General features: G+C 58.0%; 16 protein-coding genes and 1 pseudogene. 5 read left to right on the plus strand and 12 right to left on the minus strand.

All coding sequences use genetic code 11. The annotated features are described in order from the left end of the window. Position 1: 1 nt before the first annotated feature. From tssG to tssA, 9 genes are all read right to left on the minus strand, one after another. Entirely contained in the window at positions 2-1,009 is a 1,008-nt protein-coding gene (tssG, locus tag I5961_RS27955) for a type VI secretion system baseplate subunit TssG (protein WP_085696794.1), read from the minus strand. Further along, the gene (gene tssF, locus I5961_RS27960; RefSeq protein ID WP_085702306.1) at positions 973-2,760 is read right to left on the minus strand and encodes a type VI secretion system baseplate subunit TssF; all 1,788 of its coding nucleotides are present in this window, start codon (positions 2,758-2,760) and stop codon (positions 973-975) included. The genes tssG and tssF overlap by 37 nt, the downstream gene beginning before the upstream one ends. Positions 2,761-2,840: 80 nt before the next feature. Continuing rightward, the gene (locus I5961_RS27965) at positions 2,841-3,218 is read right to left on the minus strand and encodes a hypothetical protein (protein ID WP_085702305.1); all 378 of its coding nucleotides are present in this window, start codon (positions 3,216-3,218) and stop codon (positions 2,841-2,843) included. After that, the gene (locus I5961_RS27970; RefSeq protein ID WP_085702304.1) at positions 3,215-4,066 is read right to left on the minus strand and encodes a hypothetical protein; all 852 of its coding nucleotides are present in this window, start codon (positions 4,064-4,066) and stop codon (positions 3,215-3,217) included. The genes I5961_RS27965 and I5961_RS27970 overlap by 4 nt, the downstream gene beginning before the upstream one ends. Positions 4,067-4,070: 4 nt before the next feature. After that, positions 4,071-4,577 (minus strand): PAAR domain-containing protein, encoded by a 507-nt coding sequence (locus tag I5961_RS27975; protein WP_085702303.1) that lies wholly within the window; start codon positions 4,575-4,577, stop codon positions 4,071-4,073. 11 nt (positions 4,578-4,588) lie between these two features. Beyond that, the gene (gene tssE / locus I5961_RS27980; protein ID WP_065258216.1) at positions 4,589-4,996 is read right to left on the minus strand and encodes a type VI secretion system baseplate subunit TssE; all 408 of its coding nucleotides are present in this window, start codon (positions 4,994-4,996) and stop codon (positions 4,589-4,591) included. Between the two features lie 9 nt (positions 4,997-5,005). Beyond that, positions 5,006-6,481, minus strand: coding sequence for a type VI secretion system contractile sheath large subunit (tssC, locus tag I5961_RS27985; protein WP_065258217.1), 1,476 nt, complete (start codon positions 6,479-6,481; stop codon positions 5,006-5,008). A 28-nt stretch (positions 6,482-6,509) separates the two neighbouring features. Then, on the minus strand, positions 6,510-7,013 hold the full coding sequence (tssB, locus tag I5961_RS27990; protein ID WP_003229587.1) for a type VI secretion system contractile sheath small subunit: 504 nt from the start codon (positions 7,011-7,013) through the stop codon (positions 6,510-6,512). A 32-nt stretch (positions 7,014-7,045) separates the two neighbouring features. Continuing rightward, positions 7,046-8,608: a type VI secretion system protein TssA gene (tssA, locus tag I5961_RS27995; RefSeq protein WP_085696782.1), complete on the minus strand. Its 1,563-nt coding sequence runs from the start codon at positions 8,606-8,608 to the stop codon at positions 7,046-7,048. 715 nt (positions 8,609-9,323) lie between these two features. Here tssA and tssI point away from each other — a divergent pair. From tssI to I5961_RS28010, 3 genes and pseudogenes are all read left to right on the plus strand, one after another. Then, positions 9,324-12,683, plus strand: a complete 3,360-nt coding sequence (tssI, locus tag I5961_RS28000) for a type VI secretion system tip protein TssI/VgrG (protein ID WP_085702302.1) — start codon at positions 9,324-9,326, stop codon at positions 12,681-12,683. Beyond that, a pseudogene (locus I5961_RS28005) lies at positions 12,676-13,343 on the plus strand (DUF2931 family protein). Before tssI ends, I5961_RS28005 begins: the two are co-directional and overlap by 8 nt. A 234-nt stretch (positions 13,344-13,577) precedes the next feature. Further along, positions 13,578-13,826, plus strand: coding sequence for a hypothetical protein (locus I5961_RS28010; protein WP_227233940.1), 249 nt, complete (start codon positions 13,578-13,580; stop codon positions 13,824-13,826). 130 nt (positions 13,827-13,956) lie between these two features. On the opposite strand, the gene I5961_RS28015 is transcribed toward I5961_RS28010, so the two are convergent. The 3 genes from I5961_RS28015 to I5961_RS28025 all read right to left on the minus strand — a co-directional run bounded on the left by I5961_RS28015 (position 13,957) and on the right by I5961_RS28025 (position 15,760). Beyond that, positions 13,957-14,232: an HU family DNA-binding protein gene (locus tag I5961_RS28015; RefSeq protein WP_003213368.1), complete on the minus strand. Its 276-nt coding sequence runs from the start codon at positions 14,230-14,232 to the stop codon at positions 13,957-13,959. A 190-nt stretch (positions 14,233-14,422) separates the two neighbouring features. Continuing rightward, positions 14,423-15,571, minus strand: coding sequence for an NAD(P)/FAD-dependent oxidoreductase (locus I5961_RS28020; protein ID WP_085702300.1), 1,149 nt, complete (start codon positions 15,569-15,571; stop codon positions 14,423-14,425). A gap of 21 nt (positions 15,572-15,592) precedes the next feature. Beyond that, positions 15,593-15,760 (minus strand): rubredoxin, encoded by a 168-nt coding sequence (locus I5961_RS28025; RefSeq protein ID WP_085696775.1) that lies wholly within the window; start codon positions 15,758-15,760, stop codon positions 15,593-15,595. 199 nt (positions 15,761-15,959) lie between these two features. Here I5961_RS28025 and I5961_RS28030 point away from each other — a divergent pair, with 199 nt between their 5' ends. Together I5961_RS28030 and ubiA are read left to right on the plus strand one after the other, a co-directional pair. Then, positions 15,960-16,511: a chorismate--pyruvate lyase family protein gene (locus I5961_RS28030; protein ID WP_085696773.1), complete on the plus strand. Its 552-nt coding sequence runs from the start codon at positions 15,960-15,962 to the stop codon at positions 16,509-16,511. Continuing rightward, entirely contained in the window at positions 16,511-17,401 is an 891-nt protein-coding gene (ubiA, locus tag I5961_RS28035) for a 4-hydroxybenzoate octaprenyltransferase (RefSeq protein WP_085702299.1), read from the plus strand. Before I5961_RS28030 ends, ubiA begins: the two co-directional genes overlap by 1 nt. The last annotated feature ends 15 nt before the right edge of the window (positions 17,402-17,416 follow it).

The following is a 17,416-nucleotide window of genomic DNA, read 5'->3' on the forward strand; positions in this document are numbered from 1 at the left end:
CTTAATGAATTTTGCTGCCCAGGGTCACCACGCCGTCTGCTTTCTCGCAGCCCAGCCAACTGGTCCACCCCAGGCGACAGTCGTTCTTCTCGCCAATGCGCAGTTCGCGGATTTCTTCCGGACGCAGCACCAGGCGAATGTCGTAATCGAGCGGGTCACGCAAGGTGAACCGAACCAGCGCGCAGAGCGGCTGGTAACCGAAACCGATGGGCAGGAATTCGTGGAATCGCTCCCAGTCGAGTTCGGTGATGTGAATGCGGAATTTGCCGCTGCGATCGCGCACCTGTTCGCCCAACACCAGGTCTTCACCCAGCACGCTGTTGGCGAAGCCGAGGCGGTTGCGCTGTTCTTCGAGAATTTCCACGCGGCGCTCGATGCACTGCTCGATGACCAGGTCTTCGTGTTTGAAGTAGTAACGCAGCACCGCTTCGATCAGCGCCGCCGAGTGCGCCCGCAGACTGAGCAGGCCGAGGTACGGCAGCAGGCGTTTCCAGTTCAGTTCCTTGGCCTTGCGGATCTCGTCGCCGCCGAGGCCGATCAGGGCAAACAGGTGCGAGGAGAACGGGTCGACCGCGCCGCTCTGGAAGCTCGCGCGATAGCGATACTTGCGCCAGATCGGCAGCATCAGTCGTTGCAGGCGATGGTGGAACAGGTCGAGGAAATTGCGCGTCGGGTTGCCGTCTTCGCTGTCGCCCAGGGCTTGCTCGCCATAGAACGCCGGCAGCGGCGAGCCGGAACCGACCAGGCCGATCAGGTTGAAGCGCAGGCGCGCGCGCATCTGCCCGTGCTCTTCGAAAAACTCCACGCGATCGACATCGCTGCGCGGAAACCCGAGGCTCGGGTTGGCCTGGAATTCAAGCTGGTCGTACAGGTCGTCTTCGCTCAGGTACGGGTGCGCATCGCGCAGCCGGTCGATCACCAGCAGCACGGCCTGAAACAGCGAGTACTCGCGTATTACCTTCGTCAGCCCGCTTAAAGCAGGGGCTGCAGGCCCATACGTGGTGTCCATTGGTACACCTCTCCCTGTGTGCTTTTTACCCGCAGCTCGTGGAATGAATTGAGACTGGCGTAAAGCGCGAAAAACTCGTTGAGAACCGAGGCGAAGACGAACAAGTCGCCCTCACCGATATACCCTTCCGGGTCGATGGTCAGTTCGGTACGCAGACCGCGCACCGGCAGACCACGGTGCAACCGGTCCACGTGGTGATGCTTGATGTGCTTGAGGCCGCCGAGCAGGCGCTTGCTGACCTTCTCCGCGTGCTGGTCGTAGTAGCGCGGCAGGTCGTAGGTTTCGAGAATCACCTTCAGTGCATTGACGTCGGCCAGCGACAGATAGTTGAGCGACATGTTGCTGATCAGCTTCCACAGGAAGTCACGGTTCAGCGGCGGCGCGAAACTGGAAGTGGCCGGGGTGATGTTGCGGAAACTCAGAAACTCCGGGGTCTCTTCGCAGGCCATGCAGATCTGCCCGAGCTTGAGTTTGCGCGGCAGGTTCTGGTTGGTGCAGACCAGCTCGATTGACAGGGTTTCGTGGGCTTCGGTGTGGCGGATGCCGAAGCTCAGGTAGGTGTCGAGACCGTCGTGCAGCAACGACGAACGCTGGCGGATGCTGTAATGCGGACGGCTGTTGGGCACGTCGAAACTCGGGTCATGCTCAAAGGATTCGAACGGCACGTACTCCTGATATCCGAGGCCGCCGGGCTTCCAGCCGGTCACGGTTTCCACCGAGAACACGCCGCAGTTTTCCAGATCGTATTCGGCCGGCAGCAGCAGGTATTCGTCCTGTTTGCCGTCGAGGCGGATCGGCAGTGCGTCGTGCTTGAACAGGTTGACGATCGGCGTGCAGAACAGCTTCACGTTATCCGTCGTCGGACGCATGCGCATGATCCCGCTCTTGCGGATGTCGAAGCGCAATTCCAGGCCGCGCATCTGCTTGAGGGTGTCTTCCGGCAGCGCCTTGAGGATGTCCAGACCGTGGACATCGACGAACAGGAACTTGTCCTGGAAAGCGAAGTATTCCTGCAGGTAGCGATAGCCGCGGAAGGTGTTCAGCGGATACGGGATCAATGCTTCTTCTTCGGCAAAACCCACTGGCTTGACCCGGTCACCCGGAATCTTGAACGCCATCGGCTTGCCGCTCACGCCATCGATGGGCTTGCCGGCGCCGTCGAGGGGGATCAGTTCGATGCCGTCGAGGTTGCGCAGCAGGCTCAGGTAGAGCATCTGGCTGATGTAGCGCTCGCCGGCAAAGTGCAGACGCAGCTTGCTCAGCTCCAGCTCGCCGAGGTGGCCGTCGGCGCTCATCTCCAGGCGCAGGCTGAGCAGCGAACCGTCGCCCTTCACCGAGTAGTTGAGCGCAGCCAGATCCAGCGCCATGACTTCAGTCGGATAGCAGGTGCGGAAACGGCAACGCACGTCTTCGATCGGCACGCTCTCGACCGGCGTATCACGCTCGACCTTCAGCGCCGGCCCCGAACGCTTGAGCGGATCGAACTGCAGAATGCTGAACGCCGGCAGCGGGCGCATGTAGTTCGGCCACAGCAACTGCATCAGAGAATGGCTGAGCTCCGGCAACTCGTCATCGAGCTTCTGGCGCAGACGCCCGGTCAGAAACGCAAAGCCTTCCAGCAACCGCTCCACATCCGGATCCCGCCCGGCCTGCCCCAGGAACGGCGCCAGTGCCGGACTACGCTCGGCGAAACGGCGGCCCAGTTGGCGCAGTGCGGTGAGTTCGCTTTGGTAGTAGTGGTTAAAGGACATGTCTGGCTGCCTAGCTATTGATTCGTTTTATTTGCAAACTGAAACTACTGAAAGCGTTAATACGAAAAAAAGAAAACATTTCATTTAGTACTCCGAGCCAACAATAATCTTTCAAACTTGTTAGCCACCCATATCGCCAGAGCAGTCAGCCCACCCGTTAAAACGCTATAAGCCGCCGCGCGAACAGGGTAAAGCGGCAAAAGATAAATCAATATCAATGCAACCATTAAAAAAACGATGCTAAATTTAAATATCCGCCCTGGAATCAAAGCAACAACTAAATTTACAAAAACAAATAGATAAAAGACCATATACATGGCAATCCCGACAGAAGCGCCACGCGAAGTCAAACCACCAAATAAAACCTTATATAGCGAAACACCATAGTAATTAACAACGACATAAATTACGCAGGCAAAAAAATGCACTGATAGGCCCGCCGCCAGCCTCGCCATCATCTTTTCCACTCTCCATACTTATCTACAGAGCCTTGCGTGATGGAGCTTCTTAACTTCTGATCGGATGTGCCGAGATAAACCGTGCTGGTCACCACTTTCTCGCGATAGCCCATTCGCCCAGCAAATACCCTTACCGTTTCAGTACGTAGTTCAAAGTTCTCCGAAGCCCATAAAGCCCCACGCAGCACCATGTAATTATCGTATTCGTTGGTTTTGTCCTCCTTTGGGAATATAGGAACACCGTCACCATATTTCATACCGGTTTCAACGGTTTTCTTAATAGCGGCTTCCAAAGATTTGGTTTCTTCCAGATATAAACGGTAGGTATCGGTCGCAAACGGTATTTGCCCAACCCCATCACCCCAATAGGGCTCACCATCGATCATGACCAATATAAATCCGGCACCACCCTCAGAACTATTTTTCCAATCACCAGGCATTGTCGGAGCAAAGCTAATTGACATCCTATCAACAATTGCAAATTTAATAATTTGCGACCAGTTAAACTGCTTATAGGCATTATAAGCGTCTGTGCCAGCAGTTTTAGACTCGGGATTCACCCAAATTTTCTTCCGATAATTATCAGCCAGAGGCTCAAACCATTGAATTGCTTCCGCATACAGTTTCTCAGCTTTCATGATTCTGAACTGAACATCTGAAGCATTCGGTTTTAGAGCAAAAAGAGGTACCCCATTCCCTCTGGTTATTAGCCAGACGTGAGGCAATGGAATCTGTTTCGGTTTTTTATCTTCACTCGGCGTAGTTTCGGCTTTGATTTTCAGTTCCGTTTTTCCATCGGAAGTTTCGAAAATGTGAGCAACGCCGTCGATGACAATAGAAGTTTCCACGCGATTACTCCGACGACACGTAGATGGTAACCATCTCGCCTTGTTTTCCAGTGGAGAAACACCCTGTGCCTCCCGCCGCCGATGAACATCCTGCTTTCTCTAAGCCACTGTCAGAAACTATTCTGTAATTCAGGTTTGCTACTGGCTGTCCATCCGCTGTATGGAAAGAAAAAACGCGGTTGAAAACTCCAGGAATGACTAATGGCTCCGGCGGCACAAACGGCGCCGGCGAATGCGAATTGCCGATAATCACCGTCCCGGAGCCGGCAGTGACCTTGTTGCCATGGGCCCCGACCGAACCAACGGTGGCAGCCGGCTTGCCGTTGATCAGAACCGTAGTCGCAAGGTCGCCGACCAACGCGCCACCACACGCCGAGGCATCGCCCTGGCGAGCGGCCGGGAGGCCGTCGAAGAACACGTCGCCAGAACCGGCGGCGATCGGGTTGGTGCCGTGGCCGGGGAGCGGGCAAGCAGTGGGGTCGGATACGCGTGCTGCAGGTTTGCCAGACATCGGGATTCTCCTTAGTTGACCTTCACTTGACCGCTGCCATCCAGGCGCGCGGCGAAACTCACCTGACGCTTGAAACCCTCGACTTCCAGCAGGCCTTCGATGCTGAAGGCCAGGCGGAGCTGGTCGTGATCACGCGGCAGGGAAATGACACGCACGTTGCTCAGGCGCGGTTCGTAGGCTTCGATGAAGCTTTCGATGGCCAGGCGGGCCTGACTCAGGGAGTCGTGCAGGCTCAGGCGCATGTCATTGAGATCGGGCAACCCGTAGTCGGACAGCGTTTGCACGCTGCCGGCCCGGGTGCTGAGCATTTTGGCCAGATGGGCAGCCACCGACGCCATGGCAGAAGCCTCGAGGCTCTTGCCCTTGCGTAGTTCCGCGTCGCCGTTGAGGCGTTCGAAAAGGCTGCCGTATCCGTCCATGAGTCGCTCTTACTCTTTGTCCAGCTTGCCAACCAGCGACAGGGTGAAATCGGCACCCATGTACTTGAAGTGCGGGCGCACGTTCAGGCTGACGCGGTACCAGCCCGGCTCGCCTTCAACGTCGCTGACGATCACTTGCGCAGCGCGCAGCGGACGACGGCCACGGACTTCGGCGCTCGGGTTTTCCTGGTCGGCCACGTACTGGCGGATCCACTTGTTCAGTTCCAGTTCGAGGTCGGTACGCTCTTTCCACGAACCGAGTTGCTCGCGCTGCAGCACTTTCAGGTAGTGAGCCAGGCGGTTGACGATCATCATGTACGGCAGCTGGGTGCCGAGCTTGTAGTTCAGCTCTGCCGCCTTGCCTTCTGCGCTGATGCCGAAGAACTTCGGCTTCTGCACGGAGCTTGCGGAGAAGAACGCCGCGTTGTCGGAGCCTTTACGCATGGTCAGGGAGATGAAGCCTTCCTCGGCCAGTTCGTATTCACGACGGTCGGAAACCAGAACTTCGGTAGGAATCTTGGTTTCGATTTCGCCCATGCTTTCGAAGTGGTGCAGAGGCAGGTCTTCGACCGCGCCGCCGCTCTGTGGGCCGATGATGTTCGGGCACCAGCGGAATTTGGCGAAGCTGTCGGTCAGCTTGGTACCGAAGGCGAAAGCGGTGTTGCCCCACAGGTAATGCTCGTGGCTGTTGGCAACGTTTTCCTTGTACACGAACGACTTGACCGGGTTCTCTTCCGGGTCGTACGGGTTACGCAGCAGGAAACGCGGAACGGTCAGGCCAACGTAGCGGGAGTCTTCCGAGGTACGGAAGCTCTGCCATTTGGTGAATTGCGGGCCTTCGAAGTGATCTTTCAGATCCTTCAGGTCCGGCAGACCGGTGAAGCTTTCCAGACCGAAGAATTTCGGGCCGGCAGCAGCGATGAACGGCGCGTGGGACATGCAGGCTACGCTGGACACGTACTGCATCAGTTTCACGTCCGGCGAGCTTGGGGACAGGTAGTAGTTGGCGATGATCGCGCCAACCGGCTGACCACCGAACTGGCCGTATTCAGCGGTGTAGATGTGCTTGTACAGGCCCGACTGCATCACTTCCGGCGAATCTTCGAAGTCGTCCAGCAGGTCGTCCTTGGAGACGTTGAGGATTTCGATCTTGATGTTTTCGCGGAAGTTGGTGCGGTCGACCAGCAGTTGCAGGCCACGCCACGACGATTCCAGCGCCTGGAAGTCCGGGTGGTGCAGGATTTCGTCCATCTGACGGCTGAGCTTGGCATCGATCTCGGCGATCATGCGGTCAACCATGGCTTTCTTGACCGGCTCACCGTTGTTCTGCGGCTTGAGCAGCTCTTCGATGAACGCCGACACACCGCGCTTGGCGATGTCGTAGGCTTCGTCGTCCGGCGTCAGGCGGGTTTCGGCGATGATGCTGTCGAGGATGCTGTACTCGCCGTTTTCTGCGGCGTTCTGTTGTGCTGCGCTAGTGCTCATTGTGTTGGCTTCCTTGGCTGCTGGAGTCTCAAGCGTCCGGGGCTGCGGCGTTCAGGCCCAGCTCACCGAGTACGCGACCGCGGGATTCATCGTCGGCGAGCACGCCTTCGATGGCTTTACGGAACGCAGGTGCGTTACCCAGCGGGCCTTTGAGGGCCACCAGCGCGTCACGCAGTTCCATCAGTTTTTTCAGCTCAGGCACTTGCTCGACCAGGCTGGCCGGGTTGAAGTCCTTCATGGAGTTGACGCGCAGTTGCACAGCCAGCTCGTCGGCCTCGCCATCTTCCTGAAGACGGTTCGGCACGCTCAGCGTCAGACCCAGCTCTTGCTTGGCCAGCACTTCGTCGAAGGTCATCTTGTCGATGCTGATCGGCTTGCGATCCTCGATCTTGCGATCGTCCTTGCGGTGGGTGTAGTCACCGATTGCCAGCAGCTTCAGCGGCAGTTCAATCTCTTCCTGAGCACCGCCGGTGGCGGGTTTGAAGGTGACGTTGATGCGTTCCTTGGGGGCTACCGAGCCTTCTTTGGCCATGGCTTTTCTCCTTGCGGTTGTGGCCCTGGGGCCTATTCGAGTACCACTTCGAGATCGAGGTGGCACAGCCTGCGATAAATCTCTTCCTTGCGTTCACGTACGGCATGGTTCTGCGGCAGTAACTCGCAGCAACTGTGCAGCAGGTGCAGCACTTCCAATGCAAGATCGGGCTCCCAGGCGTGCAGGCCTGAGTCCTGTAATGTCTGATCGAGGGTTTCGAGCTGGTTCTTGGCGAGTTCGTATTTCTTGGCCAGGAAGCACAGCCGCGCGAGAGCGAACTGCCAGAAGAAGCGTTCGCGGCCGCCGTGCGCCGATTGCAGGCCCTGCTTGAGGATCTGCACCGCTGGCTTGAGGCCTTCCTTGCGCAGGATCGGCTGGACTTCTTCCAGCGCTTTTTCCCAGGCAGGCTGGGTTTCGACGTTCTCGGTCTCGACCTTGCGCGGCGCGCTGGCGCTTTGCAGGTGCGGCATGACGTTGCCGGCGATCCACGCCCGGGTGGACGGATCGGCAAACGGCGCGCCGTCATGGAAACGCAGCTCGATGATGCCGGGCAGGCGCTGAATCAAAAGCGCGAAGTGGATTTCCACTTCGCGCATGGCCAGCTCGGCGTTGAGGTTCTGGAGACATTCCCAGACCATTCGCTGGCCATCGAACCAGAACGGCGCCTTCGCCAGGCTCGCCTCCAGCTCCACCAGCAGGTCGGCGTATTTGCCCTGGTCGAAACGGTCCTGATACTGCTTGAGCTTGTCGACCGGCAACCCGCGCAGCACGGTGATCTGCTCGGCGTTGCGCTCGGGCACCGCGTCGATCGTCATCCACAGCAAGGTACGGTTGAGGCGCAGGGCGCGCAGGTCGGTGGCTTTCTGCTTGAGCCACCAGGCGCACAACGGGCGGGCACTTTCCTGTTGGGCGCGCAGGGCCTTGTGGGCTTCTTTCTCGTTGTCGATCGGCGCGCCGGGCGCCAGCAACTGGCTGGCGGCCTGTTTGACCTGTGCCACCGCCGCGCCCACCACGCCGGGAGCCGGCTGATTGTCGGCAGCGCGCTGGATCATGGTTTTCAGGCGGCGGGAAAGCGGCAGCAGCAGCGGCGCATCATCGCCCAGATGCTCAGTGCAGGCGGCGTCGAGACCGGACAGGTGCTCGGATAACTGCCGGAACATCGGCAGCTGTTCCTTGATCGCGATGTTCTCGGTGATCACCTGCTCCAGACGCGGCACCAGCCAGCCAATGGCGGCGGCCCGGGTGCGGGGTTTGAGCGGGTGAACTTCGGCCCAGTTGTTTTCCGACAAGTGGTGCAGCATTCCGAGGCCGGCCAGCAGACCGGGGAAGGATTCACGCTGGTACAGCGACCAGGTCAGCCAGGCGCCGACACGCAAATCCTTGGATTGGGTACGCAGGAGGTTTTCGCTGTTTTCGCGAATTTTCAGCCAGTCGATCTGTCCGCTTTCGTGCATCGACGAGGCTTTGGCCAGCTCGCTTTCCAGCGCCTCGAACTCGCTCGAGAAACGAACGTCTTCGCCCGCAAAATTCTCTTTGGAAACAGAGACTTTAGCGAGTTCGAGGTAATGGGCGGAAAGTTTGCTTGAGTAGGACATCCATGGCCTTTATTTGGATTACGGTCGTGCGCCTATTGGAATTGCAGCGGCGCGGGACAGTATCGAAGAGCAGAGGGAAGACTCATCCAATTGAGTACGTGCTCTTTCAAGTGGGCGCATCGTAATCACTATGATGGCCACTAGCAAGCATCTGATTAAACAACAAGACGAAGTGTTCATTGGGGTGTGTAGGAGATCCCCTATATGTCGCAGGGGTTTCCCTGATATCGGTTTATATTTCACATTTTCGACCTGCTGCCCCGTAAGCATTGATCTAGAGCGCCCAGTGAAAGCCAGCAACAGTAGTAGCACGCCCGTTCCATAAATACGGATGAAAGCATGACAAAAACGGAAAAAATTTGAAGTAGGACGATTCCGAAAATACACGCTCATCTATTAACAAATGACTGGCGACAGCAGCAAACAATAAAAGTGCCATCAAATTGATGGCAATTCATATGTTGAATATTGTTGGAATACCTGCACAGACAGGACTATCGCAGGGTTTCCTTATCACCTTGAATCACTTTCCCACAGGCATTTCCCACAACCCTGGCGCTGTTTTACAACGCGGAATGTTCCGACTTAAACCAGGGACTCTTCTTACATAAATTTGTTTCACGCCTTGTTAGCGTGCCGGGCAATGTTCGCGTGCGCTGACCAGGGAGGGTTTCGACATCACGCCAAATTTCCCTCTCTGCTTAAGGACAAGCGTATGTCTGGAGCTGTCAGTTCTGCGCGCTTTACGCTGCAGATTCCCACCGTTCGCAACGACTTCAAGGTGTTGGCTTTCGAGGGTTCCGAGGCCGTCAACACGCTTTATGCCATCAAGGTAGAACTCGTCTGCGAGGTTCAGGATTTCGACATGGAACCTTTGCTTGGTCAGCCGGCGTTCCTGCGCTTCGGACTGGATGGCGAAGGTATTCACGGGTGCATCGAGGATGTACAGGCAGGCGAGTCTGGAAAGCGCCTGTCGCACTATGGCCTGACACTGGTTCCAGTCCTCCACTATTTGCAGTTCAGTCACGATCAACAGATTTTCCAGAACCAGACTGTCCCGCAAATCATCACCCAAGTGCTCAAACGTCACGGCATCCTTGCCGATGCGTTCAGGTTCCATGTCCAGACCTTGCCACCACGCGCGTACTGCAGCCAGTACGGTGAAAGCGATTTCGAGTTCATCCAGCGCCTGTGCGCCGAAGACGGCATCACATGGCATCACCAGCATTCTGTGGAGAGGCATTTGCTGGTGTTCACCGATGACACGGTGTTCCTGCCGACATTGCACGCAACAACCTACCGGCACGACAGCGCGATGGTGGCGGAGCACCCGATGGTCCACCGGTTTTCCTGGCATGCCCGAACACGTACCAGCCGCGTCACCCGTCGGGACTACGACCTGAAGCGCCCGCACCTGTTGCTTGAAACCCGCTTTGTCGCCGATTTCACCCCCGAACTTGAGGACTATCGCTACCCGCTGGCGATCGAGAACGAAAAGCGCGGCAAACAACTTGCCCGTCAGGCCCTGGAACGCCATCGCTCCGATTATGAAACGGCCGAGGGTCAGAGCAACCAGCCAACCCTGCGCTGTGGCCACCTGTTCGAATTGACTGAACATCCCCGCAAGCAATGCAACGGGATGTGGCAATTACTCGAAGTCACGCACACCGGGCGACAACCTCAAGTTCTGGAGGAACACGCCACAAACGAAACCACTACTGCAGACGGTTTTACCCAGGGGTATCGCAACAGCTTCCGCGCCATACCTGCCGAAGTGGTTTTCCGCCCTCCACTGCCTGCGCGCCGGCCACCGTTGGTGAGCCAGACGGCTCGGGTAACCGGGCCAAAAGGTGAAGAGATCTACTGCGATGAGTTCGGTCGCGTAAAGATCGAATTCCACTGGGACCGGGCCGAGCTGAACTGCGAACGCAGCAGTTGTTGGGTACGAGTGTCGTCGAACTGGGCCGGAAACGGTTTTGGCGCAATGACCCTTCCCCGTGTCGGAATGGAAGTCGTGGTGACCTTTCTGGAGGGCGACCCCGATCAGCCACTGATTACCGGTTGCGTGATCAACAAACTCACGCCCGCGCCTTACAGATTGCCCGAGCACAAGACCCGCACCGTGCTGCGCAGTCGCAGCTCACCCGACACCGGCGGCTACAACGAACTGACGCTAGAAGACCGTGCCGGCCAGGAACTGGTTTACCTGCGCGCCCAGCGCGACATGGAGCGGCAGATCCTCCATGACAGTCGACTGGAGGTCGGACGCGATCGACAAGAAAGCATCCAGGGCAGCAGCCAGACATCTGTCGGCAAGGTCATTGCCGTCGAGGCAGGACAGCACGTGCAGATCAAGGCCGGTGCCAATGTGGTGCTGGATGCGGGCGCCAGCATCACGCTGAAAGCGGGCGGTCATCACATCGTGATCGACGAGGGCGGGATCTTCAGCAGTACCGAGATTGTGATGGGCGGCGAGGTATCCAGGGATGGATCTGCCAAGCGTTTTGTGTCGCAGGCCACGGGTGATCCGGCAGCAAGACAGACGACAGCCTCGCGACCCTCCCCAGAGGAAAGCGAGCTCGAAGAAGAGGAAGAAGAAGTCGAGCTGGAGGATGAAACGCCTGCCGGGATTACGTTGCGGATTGGCGTGTTTTTCGATGGAACGGGAAACAACAAGGCCAACAGCGAAACGGTCGCGGCTTGCTATGCGCCAGATGCCAATCTGGCGGAGGCGGCCGAAGAGATTCAGAAGCACTGCGCCACTTATGGCTATGACGGAAATGGCAACTCGCCGGATAACAGTTATGGCAATGATGTGAGCAACATTGTGCGTTTGCATGAGCTGTATACAGACCATGCCTTCGAGGTATTGCCGGAGAAAACGAAACAGGCGTCCTTGCGCGTATACATCGAAGGCATTGGTACGACAGCTGATGGAGGCGATTCACTTTACGCCCAGGCAACCGGACGAGGCGAAACGGGTGTCCTGGCTCGTGTGGAGCAGAGCCCTGAAAAAATCATGGAGCAAATTCGATCACTGATTGATAGCAACCCCAACGCGCTAATAGAAAAAATCGAGTTCGATATTTTCGGTTTCAGTCGAGGCGCCGCCGCTGCACGGCACTTCGCAAACGAAGTGCTCAAAGGCAAACGCAGCATTCTCGCAAAGGCGTTGCCAGCGGGCTCTCCTTTCTTAGTCAGTAGCTTTGACTGGGATTCACAATCCAGTATCGGCATCAATTTCATTGGTCTGTTTGATACCGTCGCGGCAATCGCCAATCCATGGTTGCTCGATTTCACAGGTGCAAACAGCAGAAATCCGGGGCTGAACTTAAAGTTGCCGGATGGTTGCGCCAGCAAAGTGGTGCACCTGGTGGCCCGTGATGAACATCGCGAGAACTTTGCCCTTAACAGCCTGGGTGAGATTGATCTGGTTTTGCCCGGCGTCCATTCGGATCTGGGAGGTGGTTATCTGCCCAGAGCCAGGGAGAAGCTTCTGTTGAGCAGCCCGGTCACCAGCACCATCAGCCGAAGCCACGAAGCGACTCGTAGCGCAGCCTATGTCGCTGCCGAAAAGGAGGCGTTTGCCTGGTATACGAAAGGCGTCATCGAAGATGACGCTCCAGGCAATCAACTGCGGGTTGCACTCTGGGAAACCCCTGTAATTCAACGATTGGAAAGGGGCCGATCCACACCGGATCCCCAGAAGCGGGTTTATGCTGCGGCCATGATTGAGCGCCCGGTACACGGTGAGTTGTCGTTGGTGTATTTACGCATCATGCGTGAGCTGGGGGTCAGACATGGTGTGCCATTTGAAGCGATTGACGAAAACGATTCAAAACTTTCGCTACCTGAGGAACTGATCCCGATCCACACCAAGCTTGAGGCTTATGCGCTTGGAAATTCATCCGTTGAGGGACTGACCATCCAAGAACGGGCTTTGTTACGCAGCCGCTATATCCACCTATCTGCGCACTGGAACGCAGCCAAAGATTTCAACAACAGCGACTGGAGCGTTGTTTTTATCAACCGCCCAACAAAGAACAAACAACGAGTGGTGCACCCCCATGAATAAATTCACTCGGCCCGTCAAAAAACACACGGGGTTCGTCTTCGGATTGCTGTTGGTGCTTTGCACTCAAAGTCATGCACAACCGATCACCAAACGGCCCTGGTACCTCGGCTTCGGAGCACCCGCCTACATGGAGGTCTGGATTGAAACGGCCGACGTGGTGGATATCCGTGAACGTGTGTTCAAACGCGCCGGAGCCGGGATTGCCTCGGTGAACACCCCCGCCGACAACAAGGGCAAGCCCGCAGGCTGGCCTGACAGCCCCGGCAGCGGCGCCGGACGTGACGTCACCGGTGCCGATCTTCCCCGCTTGATCTATGTGCGATGGCAATCACTGGCTGAGCCTCAAACCTATGAGGCCTACATTGTGATTCCCGAATCTGCGCAGGAAATCATGCGCAAGCCGGAAAAGGCGTACTGCAGACTGGATGGTAAATGGATCACGGATTACCGCGACCGCGTAACTATTGGCTTGGCGCCCGGGGAATTGCCAAGGTGTGGCTGAGGGGACCGTGCTTGAGGTCAGTCGAAATTACCCGAGTCGAAGGAACTATCAATCCCAAAGGTCCCTATGACGGTAAATCCGGAGGTAAACATCGACCTCTCAAAGACGTATCCAAAACCTACATCGAAAAATACGGCATCCCCTTCGGGAGCTGGTAAGGCATCACAAACACCCTCCAGTCACTTGTCATGTGCAATCGCTGCACGAAGGATTCCGTAATCAATAAAGGGAGCGTTAAAAGCATCATGAGCGGTAGACACAATAAACAATCAATATCGGGGATTGGATGCGCTCTGGTTGTCATGCTGACGCTCACAACCAGCACCTCTGTTCGAGCGGAAGGCTGCGTTGGTATTGGATGCCTGGTGAACGGTGGCCCCCTGGAGTTCTCAATGCTGACGGGTATCGGCTTGCTTCTCACAGTGGCGGGACCGTTCATTTCAACTTCGGAGGCCAGTGCAAACAAATCCTCGAAACATTACACCCAGGCCCTGATAGACGATGCAGCCACACATCTGGCGACGGAGGGCGAATACGAAAGCCCCATACTCGAGTCCGAGTGGCGTAAATACCTGAAATCTTATGGACACCAGCCAAGCAAGAACGAGTTCGCCAGAATGGTGCTGGCCACCTACGGGTAACCGGCCAAGACAAATGCCATTACGATCTGCCAAGTCCGGTTCGGCTGGTCAACAGCCAACAAAAATGGGCATCCGACCGCAATCGAGATGCCCATTTTTTATTCCGCTCCCCCGCTACGCGGGCTGTGGATTACGGATTGACGCTGTCTTTCAACGATTTGCCTGGCTTGAACGCAACGGTGTTGCTGGCCTTGATCTTTACCGGTTCACCGGTTTGCGGGTTTTTACCGGTGCGGGCACCGCGGTGGCGTTGCAGGAAGGTGCCGAAGCCCACCAGCGTGACGCTGTCCTTGCGGTGCAGGGCGCCGGTGATTTCTTCGAGAACGGCGTTGAGAACGCGGTTGGCCTGCTCTTTGGTCAGATCTGCTTTTTCAGCGATTGCAGCGGCGAGTTCTGGTTTACGCATTAGTGAAGCCCCTTTGACGGTTTTTTGTTGTTATGTCCGTGCTGTTCTCGTTGGAACAGCGCCCAAGGCGCCGCAGGCTCTACTCTGCGGCAGACGGGAGTGAGGATGGCACGCGGTTAAGGGCGGCGCCAGTCTCCACGCGACCTTTGTGGGGGCAAAAGCGGGGTGATTCCGACAGAACGACCGGTATTTACGCCAGTAAGGCCGGAAGCTGTTTGTTCAGCGCGAGTTTTTCCATCACTGCCGCACCGGTCAGGGCATAACCGAGCAATTGCCCTTCGGCGTCGTGGCACAGCACCTTGATGTCGGCGCCCTGCCCTTCGACCGTCCAGGCACCCTCGCGGCCCCGTGGTGGCGGCGAAACCACCAGCGGGCAAACCGGCGTTTTCACGGTGATCGGCATCGGCCCGTAATTCACCACGGTCGGGTTTCCGGCCAGAGTCTGTGCCAGCGCTCGCGCACAACTCATGAGGGGCATGACGTACAGAAGATTCAGCCCGTCGACCTCGGCGCAGTCGCCCAGGGCGTAAATATTGGCGTGAGAGGTCTGCAAATGACGGTCGACTACCACGCCGCGATTGGTCTGGATACCGGCAGCCGCCGCCAGATCGATCCGTGGACGCAGGCCGATAGCCGAGACCACCACATCGCAAGGGATGACCTGGCCGTCGGACAGGTGCGCTTCCAGCCCATCAGCCACTTTTTGCAGACGGGTCAGCACCGGGCCGAGGTGAAAACGCGCACCGAGACTTTCCAGCCCGGCCTGCACCGCAGCCGCCGCAGCGGGGTGCAGCAGGGTCGGCATCACCTGTTCGCACGGTGCAACCAGTTGCACCTCGTAGCCGCCCAGAATCAGGTCATTGGCGAACTCGCAGCCGATCAGCCCGGCGCCGAGCAGCAACACCCGACGCTTGCCTGCCGCCGCCTCGCGAAAACGTGCGTAGTCTTCGAGATCGTTGATCGGGAACACCAGATCCCCGCCATCGCCTTCGATCGGCACCCGCACGGTTTCGGCGCCCCAGGCAAGGATCAGGTCGCGATAGCTCACCGCTTCCTCGCCGATCCACAGCCGCTTGTGGCCAGGGTCGATGCCGCTGATGCGGGTGTGGGTGCGGATTTCGGCCTTCAATTGCTCGGCCATGGCGCCCGGTTCGGCCATGCTCAGGCCATCGGCGTCCTTGTTCTTGCCAAAACCGGTGGACAGCATCGGCTTGGAGTAGGAACGACCGTCATCGGCAGTAATCAGCAGCAACGGGGTTTCGCCATCGAGTTTGCGAAACTCGCGGGCCAGGTTGTAACCCGCAAGCCCGGTGCCAACGATTACGACAGGTGCGCTCATGCCCTACTCCTCAATGTTTTCTCAGTTGATTTCGATCATTTCGAAGTCCATCTTGCCGACGCCGCAGTCCGGGCACAGCCAGTCTTCCGGCACGTCCTGCCACAGGGTGCCCGGCGCAATACCGTCATCCGGCCAGCCTTTGGCTTCGTCATAGATCAGGCCGCAGACCACACATTGCCACTTTTTCATTCAGGTACTTCCTCAGGGTTCAGGCTTTATCCGGCGCGGACGGTCGATGGTGCCGCGCTGCCGTCCGGCTCAGGGCGTTTTGTACTGATCGGGCCGGGCAGATGCAAGCCTGTTCGGCGCAGCGGCGACCCGGATCACTCAAACTCGCGGCTCGCCATGGTAAGCTCGCCGCCTCATTTGCTGCCAATAATGACTCATTGTGCAACACACAAACGACCCGCTGTGGCGCCCGCAAAGCGAACTGACACCCCTCCCCGACACATCCACGCTCGACTGGCTGTTCGACGAAGGTTCCCTGACCCGCCGGCTGACGCGCCTGTCCGATGACGGCTTCAGCATAACGCCGCTGTTCGAGGGCTGGCAGACCCTGCGTGACGACGAATGCGCGGCGCTGGATCTGGCCGAAGGCAGTGAAGGCTGGGTGCGCGAGGTTTATCTGCGCGGGCATGGCGAGGCCTGGGTGTTCGCCCGCAGCGTGGCGTCACGCAGTGCCTTGCAGGGCGACGGCTTGCACATGGATGAACTGGGCAGCCGTTCGCTGGGCGAACTGCTGTTCTGCGATCACGCCTTCCAGCGCCGCGCCATCGAAGTCTGCCATTACCCGGAACACTGGCTGCCCGAAGGTTCCCGGGCTGCCGGCCTGTGGGGCCGCCGTTCGCGCTTCGACCGTGGCGCCTTGAGCGTACTGGTGGCGGAGATTTTCCTGCCTGCGCTGTGGGAAGCCGTCCGCGCCCGTCCGGAGAACTGCTGATGTACCAAAGCCTGCTCAAATCCCTGAATCGCTTGAACCCGCGCGCCTGGGACTTCATCCAGCTGACCCGGATGGACAAGCCGATCGGCATTTATCTGCTGCTGTGGCCGACGCTCTGGGCCCTGTGGATTGCCGGTAAAGGCTCGCCATCGCTGGCCAATATCGTGATTTTCGTCCTCGGCGTGGTATTGACCCGCGCCGGTGGCTGCGTGATCAACGACTGGGCCGACCGCAAGGTCGACGGCCACGTCAAACGCACTGCGCAGCGACCTATCGCTGCCGGCAAGATCAGCTCGAAAGAAGCGCTGGTGTTCTTCGCGCTGCTGATGGGCGTGAGTTTCCTGCTGGTGCTGTGCACCAACGCCGCGACAATCTGGCTGTCGCTGGGTGGTCTGGCGTTGGCGTTCACTTATCCGTTCATGAAGCGCTACACCTATTACCCGCAGGTGGTGCTGGGCGCGGCGTTCTCCTGGGGGATGCCGATGGCGTTCACCGCCGAGACCGGTGAGTTGCCGGCCACAGCCTGGCTGCTATGGATTGCCAACCTGCTGTGGACGGTGGGCTATGACACTTATTACGCGATGACCGACCGCGACGATGACCTGAAGATCGGCGTGAAATCCACGGCGATCCTGTTCGGCGATGCCGACCGGGTGATCATCCTGACCTTGCAGGCATTGTCACTGGGCTGTCTGCTGCTGGCGGGGTCGAAGTTCGAGCTGGGGATCTGGTTCCACCTCGGCCTGCTGGTGGCTGCCGGGTGCTACGCCTGGGAGTTCTGGTACACCCGCGACCGGGACCGGATGCGTTGCTTCAAGGCGTTCCTGCACAACCACTGGGCCGGGCTGGCGATTTTCGTCGGGATCGTGCTGGATTACGCGTTGCGCTGATCCACAGAACCTGTG

The organism is Pseudomonas sp. IAC-BECa141 (assembly GCF_020544405.1).
Lineage (GTDB): Bacteria > Pseudomonadota > Gammaproteobacteria > Pseudomonadales > Pseudomonadaceae > Aquipseudomonas.

Coding starts and splice junctions, on each gene's coding strand:
- tssG (WP_085696794.1), bottom strand. CDS start 1,009: ATGGACACCACGTATGGGCCTGCAGCCCCTGCTTTAAGCGGGCTGACG.
- tssF (WP_085702306.1), bottom strand. CDS start 2,760: ATGTCCTTTAACCACTACTACCAAAGCGAACTCACCGCACTGCGCCAA.
- I5961_RS27965 (WP_085702305.1), bottom strand. CDS start 3,218: ATGATGGCGAGGCTGGCGGCGGGCCTATCAGTGCATTTTTTTGCCTGC.
- I5961_RS27975 (WP_085702303.1), bottom strand. CDS start 4,577: ATGTCTGGCAAACCTGCAGCACGCGTATCCGACCCCACTGCTTGCCCG.
- tssE (WP_065258216.1), bottom strand. CDS start 4,996: ATGGACGGATACGGCAGCCTTTTCGAACGCCTCAACGGCGACGCGGAA.
- tssC (WP_065258217.1), bottom strand. CDS start 6,481: ATGAGCACTAGCGCAGCACAACAGAACGCCGCAGAAAACGGCGAGTAC.
- tssB (WP_003229587.1), bottom strand. CDS start 7,013: ATGGCCAAAGAAGGCTCGGTAGCCCCCAAGGAACGCATCAACGTCACC.
- tssA (WP_085696782.1), bottom strand. CDS start 8,608: ATGTCCTACTCAAGCAAACTTTCCGCCCATTACCTCGAACTCGCTAAA.
- tssI (WP_085702302.1), top strand. CDS start 9,324: ATGTCTGGAGCTGTCAGTTCTGCGCGCTTTACGCTGCAGATTCCCACC.
- I5961_RS28010 (WP_227233940.1), top strand. CDS start 13,578: ATGCTGACGGGTATCGGCTTGCTTCTCACAGTGGCGGGACCGTTCATT.
- I5961_RS28015 (WP_003213368.1), bottom strand. CDS start 14,232: ATGCGTAAACCAGAACTCGCCGCTGCAATCGCTGAAAAAGCAGATCTG.
- I5961_RS28020 (WP_085702300.1), bottom strand. CDS start 15,571: ATGAGCGCACCTGTCGTAATCGTTGGCACCGGGCTTGCGGGTTACAAC.
- I5961_RS28025 (WP_085696775.1), bottom strand. CDS start 15,760: ATGAAAAAGTGGCAATGTGTGGTCTGCGGCCTGATCTATGACGAAGCC.
- ubiA (WP_085702299.1), top strand. CDS start 16,511: ATGTACCAAAGCCTGCTCAAATCCCTGAATCGCTTGAACCCGCGCGCC.